The organism is Thauera phenylacetica B4P (genome assembly GCF_000310225.1).
In the GTDB taxonomy this organism is placed as follows: Bacteria; Pseudomonadota; Gammaproteobacteria; order Burkholderiales; family Rhodocyclaceae; genus Thauera; species Thauera phenylacetica.
This window is the reverse complement of sequence record NZ_AMXF01000001.1, coordinates 56,419-72,741: the sequence shown is the minus strand read 5'-3', so window position 1 is coordinate 72,741 and position 16,323 is coordinate 56,419. Positions and strand designations below refer to the sequence as shown.

Sequence of the window (16,323 nt, the reverse complement as noted above, 5' to 3'; positions counted from 1 at the left end):
ATTTGTGCAACAAAGCCGCTTCAGATACATGACAAGGCGATCAAGTCAACTCGCATTGCCTTCCCCGCGCCGACCTTTGCGAGTGGCCCTCGCATTTTGCGAGTTTGACGATATTGACGGAGCCATTCCCGTGCAAATAGTCTCGATCCCAACGACGCTGCCGTTCGCCGGAGCATGCCAATGACGAAGCTCACTTTCGGCCGCGTGTCTCGTCAAAGTCTGCGCGGAGAAAGCAATGGGCAAACTCGAGCTTTCGCAGGTCCAGATCGCGAATCTGAACATGCTCATCTTGATTGCGGAATGTGCCAAGCACGATAACGCAATCGCATGCAGTCGCTTCGGACTCGATGCCGACCAGGCCGAGTTTCTCGCCTCGCTCGACCTTCAGGACATTCTGAGCCTCGTCACGCACCTCGGTGACGAGTGTCTCTTCCCCCCGCGTGCCGACCTCGTCCAGGTTCTGGCCTGGCCGCCTCAACTCGCTGGCGCGCTGTTGATGGTTCATCCTGCCCAGGCCGCCCGTCCGGTTCGTCCCGTTTGCCCAGTAGATGGGAGTGTATTGCCATGAAGAGCGAACGCAATCTTCTCCATGCGCAACGACACATCCATGCCCTTGCCGTGGCCACCGAATGCGCCGAGCTCGGCGCACGGATCCGGACCATCCAGCTGCTCACGGGCCTTTCGGCAGGCCAACTGCACCAGTTGTTCCGCCATCCCCTCGGCGGACCGCGCCGCGGCCGCCATCCCGATTCCCGCGAGTGGTACCACAATGCGAACCTGCTGTGCCGAACCGAGGCCTCAATCATCGTCGTCCTCGTCCGCCGGCTGGCTTCCCGCGGTATCGACCCGCCGCTCGCACTGATCGGCGCCTATCGGCACTACCTCAATTTCTGCAAGACGCAGCCCCGGATCAGCTTCGATCGCGCCTTCGACCTTGTGGCCCACACCACCGGGCGCTGGTTCGTGACCGCAAGGAGCTTCTCGATCTTCACCTGCCCGACATGCAAGAGCGAATACCTGACCAGTCTGAGTCTGGCGCCGCTCACCAACCACGAATGCCCGTTCTGCAAGCTGCTCAATCGCCACACCAAGGATCCACGCATCCAGGCTGCCTATCCCAGGCAAACGCTTCAACGCGACATCCAGATGTTCTGGATCAGCGCGTGCTGGTGCGAAAGACTCGCTCCGCACCCACCGTCGAATTCGCCTTGATCCGGGGCCAATTCCTGCTGGACGGATCGAGCGCCGACACGCACGATGCGCCCATCGATCCAGATCAGGTACGCGAGATGGATGTCTCTACAAACAGTTCGTCGCCTGGCGCGCAGGTGCTTGCGACCGAGTTCAGCTATCCCTCGGTCGACCCGGGCATTCCTGCCCTCGACGTGGATGCCTTGCTCGCGGCGCACCAGGAACTCATCGACCGGATCAAGCTGTGCTTCGGCATGGATCGCCCCAGCTTCGAGCAGACAATCCTCCCCCTGCTGCGCCGTTATGCCACCTACGTGCATCTGCTCCCCTGCACGGCGGACAACTACTTCAATGAGCCGGGCGGCCTTCTGCGCATCGGCCTCGAAACAGCCTTCTTCGCGCTGCAAGGCACCGACGCCCACATCTTTTCCGGGCGGGCGACCATCACCGAGCGTCGTCACCTCGAACCGCGCTGGCGCCTAGCTACCTTCATCGGCGGATTGTGCTGCGAGCTGCACCGCCCGCTGAGCCATGTCATCGTCACCGACGAAGCCGGCAACGAATGGTCTCCCTACCTTCGACCCTTGACCGGCTGGCTCCGTCACCACCAGATCAAGCGCTATTTCCTGAAGTGGCGCCCCAACGCCGTCGAAAGCCGCTCGCTGGGCCTCTTCGCCTTGCCGCACGTGGTGTCTGCGGAGAACCTGCAGGACCTCGCAACGGGAAACACCCAGATCGTCCCGCACCTGCTCGCGGCGGTCGCCAGCATCCCGATCTACCGCGACCACAATGTGCTGGAATCCCTGGTCCGCCGCGCCCTGGCGCTGGTGATTGATCGTTTCCTGCTGGCCAGTGCCGAACGCTACGGCAAGCCCCAACTGGGGTCGCACCTGGAACGCTATCTCGTCGATGCGCTGCGACGCTTGGCGGCTTCCAATCACGGCTGGACCCCGAACGCGGAGAAGTCTCGCGTCTGGTATGGCCCGGACGGGATGTTCATGGTGTGGCCCGGCAGTGCCGACGACATCCGCAAGCTGCTCGAAGCCGACCAGCTTCCCGGCATTCCCAAGGCGCCCGAGACCATCCTCGAAGTTCTGCTCACGGCCGGTGTGCTGACCGCACAGGAAGATGGGAAGGCCACCTGGCTCATCCATCCGCCAGGCAACAAGGCTGCGCTGGAGGCCGTCAAGGTCAGCGCCGCGGCGATCCTCTTTGCGGAGTCGGACAAACTGCCGGAAGCGTTCGCCAATCCGCTGCTGACGCCGCCCGCGCTGGCGGCAGACGCGGCAGCCGTTGCGCCGGCCATCTCGACCAAGCCAGCGCCGCAGCCCCTCCCAAGTACCGACGAAAGCGCGAAAGGAAGCAGCAGGAAGCGCCCGCGTGCCACGCCGCCGCCACCGATCTCTCCAGCCCCCGAAGCGCCGTCCCCGCAACATCCCCAGCAATTGGCCCTCCTCGACCCGCCCCCTGCCACGCCTACGGACGAAGCACCCGCGCCCATGCCGATCACCCCTCGCCCCGACGAGCCGCAGCAAGCCAGGTTGCTCGCCCCCCTTCGGCTGCCTGTCACGCTCCGCGATGCGCTGGCGGCAATCGTTGCAACGCTGTCGGGACCCGAAGCCGACTGGGCGGCAAAGCCTACGGACGACGGACTGTTCGTTCCTCTGGCTGCGTTAACTGCCCGCAAAGTGGCGCCGCCCGCCGCGATGCGGTCCCTAGGCGAAGTCGGCATGCTCGCGGAGCCGTCGCCGATCTCACGGGACTTCCAGGGACAGGAGGTTGTCGGCGTCCTGATCGACAAACGGCACGTGATCGACCTGCCGTGTCAGCAGAAAGAGGCTGGCTGACATGCTGGCGCGCGCATACGAGATGCCTTGGCGCAAAGCCTACGAGGCTTACGCCAGTGCCATGTGGCTGATGGCTGTATTCGCCACGGTCGTGATGGCCGTACGTGCCCAGGCACCCATCGGAATCGCGATGCCAGTGGCAGTCGCATGCTTGCTGATGGCGGTTTGGCGAGCCGCGCAGGCCGCCCACATCATGGTGCTGCGCGCCGCCTTGAGCGGCCGTGCCATGCAGGTCATCGGGCCGGCCGAGCAGGAACGCCTGACCCGGAACCCGGACCAGGTATTCCTCGGCTTCGGCTTCAACTGGCAGCCCCTGCACTCGCAGCGCCTGTACGAACTCGCCAAGGTCGACTACCGCAGCTATACCGCATCTCCCGCGCTCCTCAACTGGCTGGGGTACAAGGTCACCCCCCAGCCGGACTCCGAGATCGGCCTTCCCTACATCCACGGAGTCGAGCCCCGCGAGCGCCCGCTCTATCGGCCGCTGCAGAACTTCGAGGGGGGAACGATTCTGGTGGGCACCACGCAGGCGGGCAAGGGCGTCGCGCTATCCAATCTCGTCACCCAGGCCGTCCGGCGCGGTGACGTCGTCATCGTCATCGACCCGAAGAACAGCCGCCGGCTCAAGCGTGCCGCCGTTCGCGCCTGTGAGCGTTATCGGGAGGCCGACACCTTCCTGGAGTTCCACCCCGCCTTTCCCGAGACTGGGGTGAGACTCGACTTCGCCTTCAACTGGCAGAAGCCGACCGAACTCGCCTCCCGAATCCAGTCCATCCTTCCGCCGGATACGGCCGGGGCCTTCGGTGCCTTCTCGTGGGACGCGGTCAACGTCGTGGTGCAGGGGCTCGTGGACCTCGAAGAACGTCCAAGCCTGGCCAAGCTGACCCGCTACATCGAAGGCGGCATCGAGCCGGTCCTCGAACAGTCACTGCGGCGCTTCTACGACGCGGAGTTCCGCGATGGTTGGCGCGAGCACCCCGAGATGAAGCGCCTGCTCCATGAGGTGCACCGCGGCAACCTGAAGCGCCCATCGGAAGCGGCCAGCGCCGACCTCATGGCCTTCGTCGCCTTCTACGAGCATCACGTTCCCCAGGGCCAGCGCAGCAAGGTCATCGATTCCCAGGTCCGGGTCTTCCGGCACAACCGGGAGCACTACCAGAAGATCACGGCCAACCTGCTGCCCATCCTCTCGATGCTGACCTCCGGCGATCTAGGCCGCAGCCTGAGCCCCGATCCGTTCGACCCGACGGACAGGCGGGCGATCATGAACTTCGAGAAGATCGAGCGCGCCGGACACGTGCTCTACATGTGCCTGGACTCCCTGCCCGACCCCTCCGTGGCCTCCGCCATCGGTGCCCTGGCCCTCGCCGACCTCGCCGCCCGCGCCGGCATGCGCTACAACCTGGGCGGCTACCGCCGCATCTCCCTGTTCGTCGACGAAGTCAGCAACGTCATCAACCAGCCCTTGATCGAAATCCTGAACAAGGGAGCAGAAGGCGGCATCTACACCACCTGCGCCATGCAGACCCTGGCCGACCTCGCCAAGCGCCTGGGCAGCGAGGACGCGGCCCGCATGGCACTCGGCAACCTCAACAACCTGATCGCGCTCCGCTCCAAGGATCGGCCGACACAGGACTTTGTGGTCGAAACCTTCGGCAAGACGGCCATCCATTCGCTGCGCGTCGGCCTGAGCCATGGTGCCGACGCGCATCTGGGCGACTTCTCGGCCAGCCACTCCACGCAGATCACAGAGAGCTTCGAGGAAATGGTCCCTGCCGATGTCCTGGGCAAGCTGCCGAATCTGCAGTACTTCGCATCGGTGTCGGGGGGTCGCATCATCAAGGGACGCTTCCCGATCCTCGACACGGAAACACCGTTCCCGAAGCCGCACCATCGGGTTGCAGCATGATCCGCATCATTGCTGTCGCAGCCCTGACCCTGCTGCTGGTCTTCGTGCTGTACCTGCCCGCCGCGAACCCGCCCGAGCGCTTCCTGAACCAGATCCACAGCGAACACGAGCTCAACACGGCAACGTGGAGCGAGGCGCGCGCAGTGCTCATCCTTGAGCGCGCGCTCTCGATGAACCAGGCCCTGAGCGCCGCCAGCCCGGTACCAACCTCAGCACAAGCGCCCGGCACGGACCGCATGGCCGAAGCCGTCGCCCAGGAAATGGCTCGCGTCAATCAGCGCTTCTTTGGCAACACCTACTTCCGCTCGATCGATGCCCAGCTGCTGCTTGCGACCTACCGGCTCGCGGCGCTGATCGAGTGGCTGCCGCTGCAGGCATTCGTCATCATTGCCACTGTGATCGACGGCTTCGTCGTCCGCATCCTGCGTGCCAAGCAGTTCAAGCCGCACGATCCGGAGTGGTTCGCCCTCCACGCCAGCGCCTTCGTTCTGATGGCGTGTGCAAGCATCGTCGCGTTCGTAACCCCGATCACCATTTCCCCCGTACTGCTGGCCATGCTGCCGGTTTCCGGCGCGTTCTTCCTGAGCAGGGTGGTGGCGAATTTCCATCGCCACGGCTGATCGACTCGACACCGCTCGAACGGAGGGCATGAACTTGCCCCTGTGGCGTCGAGCCCGTTACAATAAGAATAATTCTTATTCAACACACTTCCCTGATCCCGAAAGCTGTGCGGGCAAACCATCGCGCGGCGTGATGACTTGCCTGTGAGCGCGCTCGACCCAACGCTTTCTCCCTCCGTGGAGGCCCTCTACTGCGACCACCATGACTGGTTGCAGGGATGGTTGCGCCGCCGCCTGGGCAATGCCGCGGATGCCGCCGACCTCGCGCACGACGCCTTCCTGCGCTTGCTGGTGACGCCCCGGCGCTTTGACGGTCCGCCCGAGGCGCGGCTCTACCTGCGCACCATGGCCAATGGTCTGTGCGTCGATCTCTGGCGTCGCCGTCAGGTCGAAGCGGCTTGGCTCGAAGCGCTGGCAGCCCAGCCCGAATCGTTCGCTCCTTCGTCCGAGCAGCAGGCCATCGTCCTGCAAACCCTGCAGGACATCGACGCCATGCTGCAAGGCATCTCGCCCAAGGCCGCTCGGGCCTTTGTGCTGGCGGTGGGTTGCGAGATGACCGACAAGGAAGTTGCCGCCGAGTTGGGCGTCTCCACCCGCATGGTGCGCAAGTATGTGGCGCAGGCCATGCTGCTGTGCATGCAGATGGAGGCGCATCACAATGTCCGCGGCTGAACTGCCCCTCCCGTCAGCGCCCAGCGCAGACACGCGCGACGCCAAGCACCGGGCCATGCAGGAAGCAGCGAAATGGTTCGCGCTGCTGCGCTCTGGCGAAGCTGTCCACACTGATCGCGCGGCTTGGGAAGCCTGGCTGGCAGCCAGCGAAGCCCACCGCGCGGCTTGGGGCTGCGTCGAGCAGGTCAGCCGCCGCTTCGAGCCAATCCAGAGCAGCGTCGACCCGCGTTCCACCGTCGAAGTGCTGCAAACCGCGCGGCACCATGCGCTCCGGCGCCGCACCCTGCTGGGTTTGGCAACTTGTGGTGGCACCGGGCTGCTGAGCTGGGCCGTCTGGCGCCACACGACGCTGCCCGCCATGGCCATGGCCTGGGCGGCCGACCACCGCACCAGCGTGGGCGAAGTGCGCGAAGTATCCCTTTCCGACGGCACCCGCGTGTGGCTGGGCTCGGCCAGCGCATTCAACGAGGACTACCAGCCCGGCCTGCGCCGCCTGCGCTTGGTGACGGGTGACATCTTCATCGAGACGGCAGCCGATGCCCGCCGGGGCTTCGTGGTCGACACCCCTCAAGGACGCCTGCGCGCCCTGGGCACGCGCTTCAATGTGCGGCTGGAAGACGACGGGCAGACCTTTGTCGCGGTCTATGAAGGCGCGGTCGAGGTGCGCACCGCCACCAGCGGCAGCACCCGAGTCCTCCGGGCCAGGGAGCAGACCCGCTTCAGCGGCAGCGGTGTCGAGGATCCCGCACTGGCCGCCCCCGCCCGCGAATCATGGACCCAAGGCCTGCTGATCGCCCAGGACATGCCCCTGGCCCAGGTCGCGGCCGAGCTGGCGCGCTACCGCCGCGGCCACCTGGCCGTCGCCCCCGAGGTCGCCGACCTGCGCGTGTTCGGCAGCTTTCCGCTGAACGACACAGACCGGGCGCTGGTCATGCTCTCCACGGTGCTGCCCGTCCAGGTGCGGCACACACTGCCCTGGTGGAGCAGCATTGAGCCCAAGGGCAAGGGAGCGGCTCCATCACCATGAACTTCAGCACCACAGGATCACCCGAGGCCGCCGCGCTCCAGCAGCAAATACACAGCCTCTACAGCGACCACCACGGTTGGCTGCACGGCTGGCTGCGCAAGAAACTGGGCTGCACCCACCGCGCTGCCGATCTGGCGCACGACACCTTCGTGCGGCTGCTCACCTCCCGCATTCCGGCCCGGCTGGACGAGCCCCGCGCCTATCTGACCACCGTGGCCCGGCACGTGCTGCTCAACCATCAGCGGCGCCAACGGCTTGAACTTGCCTGGGCGGCCGAACTGGCCCTGGTGCCGCAGGAGTTTGCACCCTCCGCCGAAGAGCGGGCCATGGCGCTGGAAACCCTGATGGCCATCGATGCCTTGCTCGACGGCCTGTCGGCCAAGGCGCGACGGGCCTTTCTGCTCAGCCAGCTCGACGGTCTGACCTACGCCGAGATCGCCGCCGAGATCGGCGTCTCCGTCAGTCGCGTGCGGCAGTACATGGGCGAGGCCCTCACACGTTGCTATGCCGCGCTCTGAGAACCATGCGGGTGGCTTGGGTGACGATCCGGGCGCAACACCAACTGCCGACCGCTCCGCGCCGAACGCGCCTGACCCACTTCCCGAGCCGCTCGACCCTGCCGACCCTACAGACCCCATCGCCGCCCGCGCCATCGCCTGGGCGGTCCAGCTGCGCTCCGGCGAAGCCAGCGCGGCCGACCACGCCGCCTTTGACGCCTGGCGCCGCGCCGATCCACGGCACGAAGCCGCCGCCACGCGCATGGAGCGTGCGCTCGGCCGCCTGAACGAACTGCCGCAGGGGCTGGCGCCCCGCCAAGCCATGCGCCGCAGCCTGCTGCCACAAGCCGGGCGGCGCAGCGCCCTGCGCAACACGCTGGGGCTGGTACTGGCCGGCGTGGGTGGCGGCCTGCTGTGGTCCCACGGGCAGCGGCCCCTGTCCGCGCTGGCCGCCGATTTTTCTACCGGCACCGGCGAGCGCCGCGTCTTCGCCCTGGCCGACGGCAGCCGCCTGTGGCTCAACGCCCGCAGCGTGGTGGACCAGTCCTTCGACGGCACCGCCCGCCGCCTGCACCTGCGCAGCGGGGAACTGATCGTCGAAGTGGCCAAAGAGTCCCAAGAGGCTGGCGGTGGACGCCCCTTCATCGTGCACACCGCGCAAGGCCACATCCAGGCCCTGGGCACGCGCTTCCTGGTGCGGCAGGACGACGGCAGCAGCCTGGTGGCCGTGCTGCACTCGGCGGTACGCATCGACCCCTTGCAGGGCCAAGCGCTGACGCTGGCCCAGGGCCACAGCGCCCGCCTGACCGCGCAGGGCGTGGCGCAAGAGGCCTTGGCCCCCCAAGCCGCCAGCGCTTGGGAAGACGGCTTCGTCGAGGTGCACGACCGCCCGCTGCAAGACGTGGTGGACGCGCTGCGCCCCTACCACCCCGGTGTACTGCGCGTCTCGCCCCAGGCCGCCCGCCTGCGCGTGACGGGCAGCTTTCCGCTGGACGACAGCGAGCGCACCCTGGTCGCGCTCGCCCGGGCGCTCCCGATCACAGTGCATCGGCGCACCGGCTGGTGGGTGAGCATCGACATGCGCTGAATAGCCGCCCGGTCAATACCGGGCGAGCTTTGGTTGCCAGCGTCTTCAATATTGATTATCCTGAATACACCCATCTCAAGAGAAACCTCGCCATGCCTCCCACAACCACCATGACCGTGCGCGTCAGCGGCGCACTCAGCGAATTTGTCGCTACCAACGTGGGCGAGACAGGGGCCTACGAGAACGTCAGCGAGTACATCCGCGACCTCATCCGGCGTGACAAGGAACGCGTCGAGCAGCAGACCTTCCAACGCCTCCAGGCAGAGCTGGCCCAAGCCTTTGCCGCCCCGGATGCCACCTACATCCCCCTGGCGGCCGCCGAGGTCATCGCCCGCAATCGGGCCAGGCCCGCCGAATGAGCCGGGTGCGTGTTCAGCAAGCGGCCTCGCTGCGCATCGACGACATCTACCGCCACACCCGGGATCGCTGGGGTGCCGAGCAGGCCGACCGCTACGTGACCGGTCTGTTCGAGTCCTTCAGCAAGATCGCGACGCACGGCGTGGCCTCTCGCCCCATTCCCGCCGAGTTCGGCGTACAGGGTTCCTTCTTCCGGTACGAAAAACACTTTGTCTACTGGAAGCGACTCGACAACGGCGACATCGGTATCGTCACCGTGCTGCACGAGCGCATGCACCAGATCGAACGTTTCCGGGAGGATTTCGGGCGGTAGGGGTGCAGCCCAGTTGTCTCTGTGGTTCTCCCAACTTTTTCGCGCAACCCCCTGTCACTTTTCTCCGCTCGCGGTTCAAGGCTGATGAAGACATCGCTTCCAGCCATCCCACCGTTCTTTCGGAGAAACCGCATGCACCATCAACACGCCCGACCCGCCGCGCTGCACCCGCTGGCGCTGGCCGTTCTGCTCGCCCTGGGCGGCGCCCTGGCCCACGCACCGGCCCGCGCGCAGTCTGCCGCCGACGCCCAGACCGCCGCCTACGACCTGCCCGCCGGGCCGCTCGACGCCACGCTCACCGGCATCGCCCGCCGCGCCGGCCGCATCATCGTCATCGACCCCGCACTGGTCAGCGGCCGCACGGCGGGCTCTGTGCGCGGCAGCCTGACACTGGAGCAGGCCTTCGCCCAGGCCCTGGCCGGCAGCGGGTTGGAGATCGCACCCGGCGGCGATGGCAGCTACACGCTGAGAAAAGCACCGTCAGTGCCACCAGCCCCGCCGAAGCCAGAAGCGACGGTGCCGCTCAAGGAGGCAGTGCTGCCGGTGGTGACGGTGAGGGCGGGGGCCGGAGGGGGTATTTCTTCCGTCGAACCGGGACGGGTGACTGGCAAAACGATAGCCCGTTATGCCGCCACGGACCTGGAAGATGTGCTGGCCTCTCAGCCCGAGGTCAGCGTGGGCGGGGGGCATGCTGCGGCACAGAAGATCTACGTGCGCGGCATGGAGGACACCTTGTTCAACGTGAGGGTCGACGGTGCCAGCCAGGTGGGCCAGGTGTTTCACCACACGGCACGGGTGCAGATCGAACCGGAACTGCTCAGCCGCGTCGATGTGCAATCCGGCACGGGTGATGCCACCGCCGGTCCAGGCGCCCTTGGGGGAACCCTGCGCTTTGTGACCAAGGACCCGCTGGAACTGCTGCGCCCCGGCGAACGTGTGGGTGCCTTGATGAAGGGGGGCTACTACAGCAATGCCGAGGGATACAAGGCGCATACCAGCGTGTTCGGCCGACTCAGTGACGACTGGTCGGCGATGGCCGCGTTGACGCGCCAGGACCAGAATGACTATGAAGACGGCAGCGGCCGGCCTGTGACGCCGACCGGGTCGCGCCAGCAGCTCGGTTTCCTCAAGCTGGTGGGCAAGGTCGCACAGGATCACACGCTGCGCCTGAGCTACGACCACAACCGCGATGAAGGCGATCGCACCCAGCGTCCCCAGTGGGTGCCCAGCAGCTTCAACCGCGCCTACCCCTTGCAGCGGGACCGGCAGACCTGGAACTTGGGCTACCGCTGGCAACCGACGGACACAAATGCAGACGTCGAAATCTCGCTGTTCCAGACCCAGGCCGAGTTGGACCAGAACGTCGTCGGGCGCTGGGGCCACTACCTGGGCAAGATCGAATCCACCGGACTGGACCTGCGCAATACGCAGCGCTTCGGCGCGCATCGCCTGACCTACGGCCTGGACCACAGGGAGGACCGTGTGCGGGCAGGCTACGCGGCAAATCCGTCCGAGCAGCAGGAAGACGGTCAAGTCAGCGGCGCCTACATCCAGGCCAGCATGGCGGCCACCGACGATCTGGAGATCAGGCTCGGCGCGCGCCACGACCGCTATCAACTCACCAACGTCAACGGCGCCCGCCAGAGAGCCAGCGGCACCAGTCCCAACCTCAGCCTGCGCTACAGCGTCACCCCGGAGCTGGCGTTGCTGGCCGGCCATGCGCGTGCCCTGCGCGGCCCCCAGGCGCGCGACGCCTTCAAGCTGGAAACGGTGGCGACCACGGCGACCAACACGCGTCCGGAGCGCGCCCGCACCTCGGAGGTCGGCTTCGATTACGGGGAGGGTGCCTGGCGCGTCAACGCCAAGGTGTATCAGACCACGGTGGCTGATGCGATCGCGGACCCCGTCGGCAAGCCCGTGCAATTCGAAAACGTGGGTACCCTGAAATCGAACGGAATGCTGCTGCATACCGCCTACGACTGGCATAGCTTTAAGCTGGGTGCTGGCTTCCATCACAACCGGTCCACGCTCAACAGTCGGCGTCTCAACGGCTATGAGCACAACGGGCTGGGCACCAGCCAGGGCGACACGCTGACCATGAGCATCGACCACGCCGTGTCCGAGCGGCTCGACATCGGCTGGTTGGGCCGTTTCGTCAAGGGCATCGACGCTCTGGACACGACGGTCGGCACGGTCAGGAAGCCCGGCTACAGCGTGCACGACATCTACGCGAACTGGCGGCCTTCCACTGTGGCGGGTCTGACGGTCTCATTCGTCGTGAAGAACCTCTTCGGCAAGACCTACCTCGACCACGGCAGCAATGAGGACTTCCAGCACATCGCCGGCTACGAGGGTGTCGTGGGCTTCCGCGAACCCGGCAGGGAGATCCGGGTGGAACTGGCGATGCGGTTCTGAATCCAGCGCGCCGCGCCAGCTCCACGGCGTCGTGCAGCATGCCAACACCGCCTCGGACGTCATTTGCCAGGCTTGCGTTGCAAATGTCTGCTGCTACACGATAAAATGCGAACCATTCTCATTCCCAGCCGAGGTGCCGAGCACCCAAGCCAGCTTTCACGCGAGGGTGTTCGTGTCCGCCGCTCAGTCCGCCATCCAGCAGCAAGTGCATGCGCTGTACAGCGACCACCATGGTTGGCTGCACGGCTGGCTGCGCAAGAAGCTGGGCTGCACCCACCAGGCCGCCGATCTGGCGCAGGACACCTTCGTGCGCGCCTTGCTGGCCCCGCGGCTGGACGAGTTGCGCGAGCCGCGTGCCTGGCTCACCACGGTGGCCCACGGCCTGATGGTGAACCACCTGCGCCGGCAAGACCTGGAGCGCGCCTACCTCGAAGCGCTGGCTGCCCAGCCCGTGCCGCATGCGCCCAGCCCCGAGGAGCGGGCGATGATCCTCGAAACCCTGCATGAGATCGATGCCCTGCTCGACGGCCTGCCGCCCAAGGCGCGCAGCGCCTTCCTGCTCTCGCAACTCGAAGGCTTGAAGTACGCCGACATCGCCACGCGGCTGGGCGTGTCGGTCAGCATGGTCAAGAAGTACATGCTCCAGGCCATGACGCACTGCATGGGCGTGGCGCTGCCGTGAGCTCGACCCCGTCGACCTCTACGTCTTCCACGTCTGGCCCCGACGCAGCCCCATCGGCCGAACTCCTGCAAGCCGCCGCCCGCTGGTTTGTGCTGCTGGCCTCGGGCGAAGCCACCGAGGCCGACCACCAGCGCTGGCAGGCCTGGCGCGCCGCCAATCCCCGGCACGAAGCCGCCTGGCAAAGAGCCCAGGCCGTGACCGCACCCTTTGCCCACATCCCCCCAGCCCAGGCCGGCGTCTCGGTGGCCGCACTCGAAAAGCAGCAAGGCCGGCGCGCCGCTCGCCGCCAGGCGCTCAAAAGCCTGGGCGGGCTGGCCGGCTTGTTCTGCGCTGGTTGGTTCGGCTGGCAAGGCTGGCGCAGCAGCGACGCCTCCGCCGACGCGCTGACCGCCGTGGGCGAACAGCGCGACCTGCTGCTTGCCGACGGCAGCCAACTGCGCCTGGACACCGACACTGCCATCGACGTGGCGTTCTCGGCCAGCGAGCGCCTGATCCACCTGCGGCGCGGCCGCGTGCTCATCACCACCGCCAAGCCAAAGGGCGAGGGTGATGGCGACCAACCCCCGCCACCGTTCTGGGTCGAAACCGCCGAAGGCCGCGTGCAGGCGCTGGGCACGCGCTTCGCGGTGCGACAGGACGCTGGCAGCACGCACGTGGCCGTGATGGAGGCGCGTGTGGCCATCCACGCCGGTGCTCTCGGTCATTTCGGGTTCGCGCCCACGGCTGAGGCGGTGGCAACGGACGATGCCCCCATCCTCGCTGCGGGTGAAGCCGCACGCTTCAACCGCCTGGGCCTGCTTGGCCGCAGCGCAGCCCGCAGTGCCGACAGCGCCTGGGCGCGCGGCATGCTGGTGGCGGACGACCTGCCCCTGGCCGACTTCGTGGCCGAACTGGCGCGCTACCGTACTTCGCCGCTGCTGTGCGACCCGGCGGTGCGGGCGCTTCGCATCTCCGGCACCTACCCTTTGACCGACACCGACAAGGCGCTGGCCGCGCTGGCCCGCGCGCTGCCGGTGCGCGTGGTGCCGGCGAGAGGGAACGATCCGGCGGGAGGGCTTGCGATCCGCCCGCGATAGAGCGGCTTCGTCATGACGGCCGCTGGCCGAATGCAATCCGCGCTGTACCTTTTTCGCGTTCGATTGGCGTGCAGGGTGAAAACCTTCATCCAACCGAACCCGAGGAAGCTCTCCCATGCACAGCCAGCACATCCGGATGCCCATCCGCCGCCCGTCCCCCCCATCCACCCGGCCCGTCATCCCCCCCCTTGCCCTGGCGCTGCACCTCATCTTCGGCGGCACCTGCCTGACAGCCGTGGCGCTGCCCACGCCGGCCATGGCGCAAGCGCAGAGCACGGCACGCGAGTTCGACATCCCCGCCGGGCCGCTGGCGACCACACTTAACCGCATCGGCGAATCCGCCGGCCTGCTGCTGAGCTTCGACCCAACCATGGTCAAAGGCAAGACAGCCCCTGCGATTAAAGGCCGCATGACCGCCCAACAGGCGCTGGAGCAGGCTCTGGCGAGCAGCGGGTTGGAAGTCGCACCCGGCGGTGATGGCACGTACACACTGAAGAAGGCACTTCCCGCACCGGCCAAGCCCGAGCCGACTGCACCGCTCAAGGAAGCCGTGTTGCCCGTGGTGACGGTGAGGGCGGGGGCGGCGCGCGAGACTGCCACAGGGCCGGTGGCGGGCTACGTGGCCAAACGCAGTGCAACTGCAACGAAAACCGATACGCCCCTGATTGAAACACCTCAGTCGCTCACCATCCTCACGGCAGATCGGATTGCAGCCACTGGCGCGGTCAATATGCGTGATGCCCTCGGCTATGTTCCCGGGGTGAAGATTGAGCCGCTGGGACCAGACTCACGTTTGGAGAGCACGTGGATCAACATCCGGGGATTTGAATCGATTCAGCCCGGCCCCTATCAAGATGGACTTCCGCTCCGGAACAACTGGACCTGGGGCGCTTGGCGGACGGAGAACTACGCCACCGAGCGGCTAGAGGTGATGCGCGGCCCCACATCTGTACTCTATGGTCAGGCCAAGCCAGGCGGCCTTGTTAATGTTGTCAGCAAGAGACCCCAGCCAGAAACACAAAATGAGGTTCAGGTTCAGCTTGGCAACAATCATCGTCGGCAACTGGCGGGCGATTTCACCGGGGCATTCGATGCAGAAGGCGTATGGCAATATCGATTGACCAGCGTGATCCGGAATGCGGAGTACCCGGTCGATGGCATCAACGACGACCGCTACTTCCTTGCCCCGGCATTGACCTGGAAACCCAACGGCGACACATCGCTGACGCTGTTGAGCCATGTCATGCGCGACCGTGCGGGAGTATATTCCCGTTACGCCATGGAGGAAGGCTCACTTCGCCCAACAGCAGCGGGAACAAAAGTCCCCAAGACCTACCTTGGTGACCCCGAGTTCGATCATATGGAGCATGACCAGTGGTCGATCGGGTACTTGTTCGAGCATCGTTTTGCCGACAATTTACAGTTTCGCCAGAATTTGCGGTATGGGCAACTCAGAGCCAAACTCGATCAGGTTTTCGTACCCAGCGGCTATGTCACCATCAACTCAAATGATCCAAGTGACCCCCAGAATTTTCGCATTCTCGAAAGAACGACGTTTGGCTCAAACGAGAAAGTACGCTCACTGGCCATCGATAACCAGCTAACGGCGACCTGGAAGACTGGAAACTGGTCCAGCACTTTTCTCACGGGCCTGGATTATCAAAATAGTCATTTCGACCAGACCACGTATCAAGGGGACGCGTTCGCCCCGCTCGATCTGTACGCACCGGTCTACGGTCAAAGCATTACGAAGGGAGATCCCTATTTCGATGGCTGGACACGCCTGAAACAACTGGGCGTTTATGGTCAGTGGCAAGGAAAATGGCATGATCAACTCGTTCTTACACTGGGCGCTCGCAATGACTGGGCGTCGATGGCGTCCGACAACAAGGTAGATGGCTCAAGCGACCAGCAACGCAAAAGCAAGCCCACCGGACGCACGGGCGTTGTTTGGCTCATGGATAGCGGGGTAGCGCCATATATCAGTTATGCGACATCGTTTTTCCCGGTCACTACCATCAATCCGGACACTGGGAAGGCCTTCAATCCTGAAACAGGACAGCAATGGGAACTTGGCGTCCGGTTCCAGCCGAAAGGCAGCGAGGGCATGCTCAGCGCCTCCCTGTTTGATCTACGTCGCCAAAACTACATCACAACGGATGGTGCGGGTGTCCCAAGGCAACTCGGCGAGGTAACCGTGAAGGGCCTAGAGGTTGAGGCTTTGCTTAAACCCCTGCGAGCCATGAATCTGACGTTCTCGTACACCCTGACTCCCACGGCAAAAGTCAGCAAAAGCGTTGCCCCGGAGGACATCGGAAAAAATTTCAACGGTACGTCGCGCCACGGTCTTAGCGCTTGGGCAGATTATCGCTGGGCCAACGGAATCACAGCCGGTACCGGATTCCGATATACGAGTTCCAACCATGGGGACTCAGACACCGCTAACGCCAAGGTTCCCGGTTATACCTTGTGGGACGCCATGCTCGGCTACGATACCGGCCCCTGGGCCATACGCCTGAATGTTCGCAATCTGGCAGGCAAGGAATACATCGCGAGTTGTGGCTACGGCTGGTGCTACTACGGAACACAGCGCCAAATCAATCTAACTGCGGCCTATCGCTGGTAGGTTA

At 65.3% G+C, this 16,323-nt stretch carries 15 protein-coding genes; all 15 read left to right on the top strand.

The window, feature by feature from the left end:
* Positions 1-235: 235 nt before the first annotated feature.
* The 15 genes from C667_RS00325 to C667_RS24480 all read left to right on the top strand — a co-directional run bounded on the left by C667_RS00325 (position 236) and on the right by C667_RS24480 (position 16,319).
* Positions 236-568 carry a flagellar transcriptional regulator FlhD gene (locus C667_RS00325; RefSeq protein ID WP_004354861.1) on the top strand — a complete coding sequence of 111 codons (333 nt, stop codon included), beginning with the start codon at positions 236-238 and terminating at the stop codon, positions 566-568.
* Positions 565-1,212 carry a FlhC family transcriptional regulator gene (locus tag C667_RS00320; protein ID WP_004354859.1) on the top strand — a complete coding sequence of 216 codons (648 nt, stop codon included), beginning with the start codon at positions 565-567 and terminating at the stop codon, positions 1,210-1,212. Before C667_RS00325 ends, C667_RS00320 begins: the two co-directional genes overlap by 4 nt.
* Positions 1,164-3,038 carry a MobH family relaxase gene (gene mobH, locus C667_RS00315; RefSeq protein ID WP_245538394.1) on the top strand — a complete coding sequence of 625 codons (1,875 nt, stop codon included), beginning with the start codon at positions 1,164-1,166 and terminating at the stop codon, positions 3,036-3,038. The genes C667_RS00320 and mobH overlap by 49 nt, the downstream gene beginning before the upstream one ends.
* Position 3,039: 1 nt before the next feature.
* Positions 3,040-4,947, top strand: coding sequence for a conjugative transfer system coupling protein TraD (gene traD / locus C667_RS00310; RefSeq protein WP_004354854.1), 1,908 nt, complete (start codon positions 3,040-3,042; stop codon positions 4,945-4,947).
* A complete protein-coding gene (locus C667_RS00305; protein ID WP_004354852.1) occupies positions 4,944-5,567 on the top strand; it encodes an IncC plasmid conjugative DNA transfer DtrJ family protein in 624 nt (207 codons plus the stop codon). Before traD ends, C667_RS00305 begins: the two co-directional genes overlap by 4 nt.
* Before the next feature lie 144 nt (positions 5,568-5,711).
* Positions 5,712-6,239 (top strand): sigma-70 family RNA polymerase sigma factor, encoded by a 528-nt coding sequence (locus C667_RS00300; RefSeq protein WP_039920401.1) that lies wholly within the window; start codon positions 5,712-5,714, stop codon positions 6,237-6,239.
* Positions 6,240-6,294: 55 nt separating this feature from the next.
* Positions 6,295-7,266 carry a FecR family protein gene (locus C667_RS00295; protein ID WP_051174601.1) on the top strand — a complete coding sequence of 324 codons (972 nt, stop codon included), beginning with the start codon at positions 6,295-6,297 and terminating at the stop codon, positions 7,264-7,266.
* Complete coding sequence (locus C667_RS00290; RefSeq protein WP_004354845.1) at positions 7,263-7,784, top strand: sigma-70 family RNA polymerase sigma factor; 522 nt, start codon at positions 7,263-7,265, stop codon at positions 7,782-7,784. Before C667_RS00295 ends, C667_RS00290 begins: the two co-directional genes overlap by 4 nt.
* 16 nt (positions 7,785-7,800) lie before the next feature.
* A complete protein-coding gene (locus C667_RS00285) occupies positions 7,801-8,850 on the top strand; it encodes a FecR family protein (RefSeq protein WP_245538393.1) in 1,050 nt (349 codons plus the stop codon).
* Complete coding sequence (locus C667_RS26290; RefSeq protein ID WP_245538392.1) at positions 8,826-9,209, top strand: ribbon-helix-helix domain-containing protein; 384 nt, start codon at positions 8,826-8,828, stop codon at positions 9,207-9,209. The genes C667_RS00285 and C667_RS26290 overlap by 25 nt, the downstream gene beginning before the upstream one ends.
* Positions 9,206-9,520 (top strand): type II toxin-antitoxin system RelE/ParE family toxin, encoded by a 315-nt coding sequence (locus tag C667_RS00275; RefSeq protein ID WP_004354838.1) that lies wholly within the window; start codon positions 9,206-9,208, stop codon positions 9,518-9,520. Before C667_RS26290 ends, C667_RS00275 begins: the two co-directional genes overlap by 4 nt.
* Before the next feature lie 132 nt (positions 9,521-9,652).
* Positions 9,653-11,935 (top strand): TonB-dependent receptor, encoded by a 2,283-nt coding sequence (locus tag C667_RS00270; protein WP_004354836.1) that lies wholly within the window; start codon positions 9,653-9,655, stop codon positions 11,933-11,935.
* Positions 11,936-12,101: 166 nt separating this feature from the next.
* Positions 12,102-12,617, top strand: a complete 516-nt coding sequence (locus C667_RS00265; RefSeq protein ID WP_004354833.1) for a sigma-70 family RNA polymerase sigma factor — start codon at positions 12,102-12,104, stop codon at positions 12,615-12,617.
* A complete protein-coding gene (locus tag C667_RS00260; RefSeq protein ID WP_157302028.1) occupies positions 12,614-13,693 on the top strand; it encodes a FecR domain-containing protein in 1,080 nt (359 codons plus the stop codon). Before C667_RS00265 ends, C667_RS00260 begins: the two co-directional genes overlap by 4 nt.
* A gap of 115 nt (positions 13,694-13,808) precedes the next feature.
* Positions 13,809-16,319 carry a TonB-dependent siderophore receptor gene (locus C667_RS24480; RefSeq protein WP_083881224.1) on the top strand — a complete coding sequence of 837 codons (2,511 nt, stop codon included), beginning with the start codon at positions 13,809-13,811 and terminating at the stop codon, positions 16,317-16,319.
* The last annotated feature ends 4 nt before the right edge of the window (positions 16,320-16,323 follow it).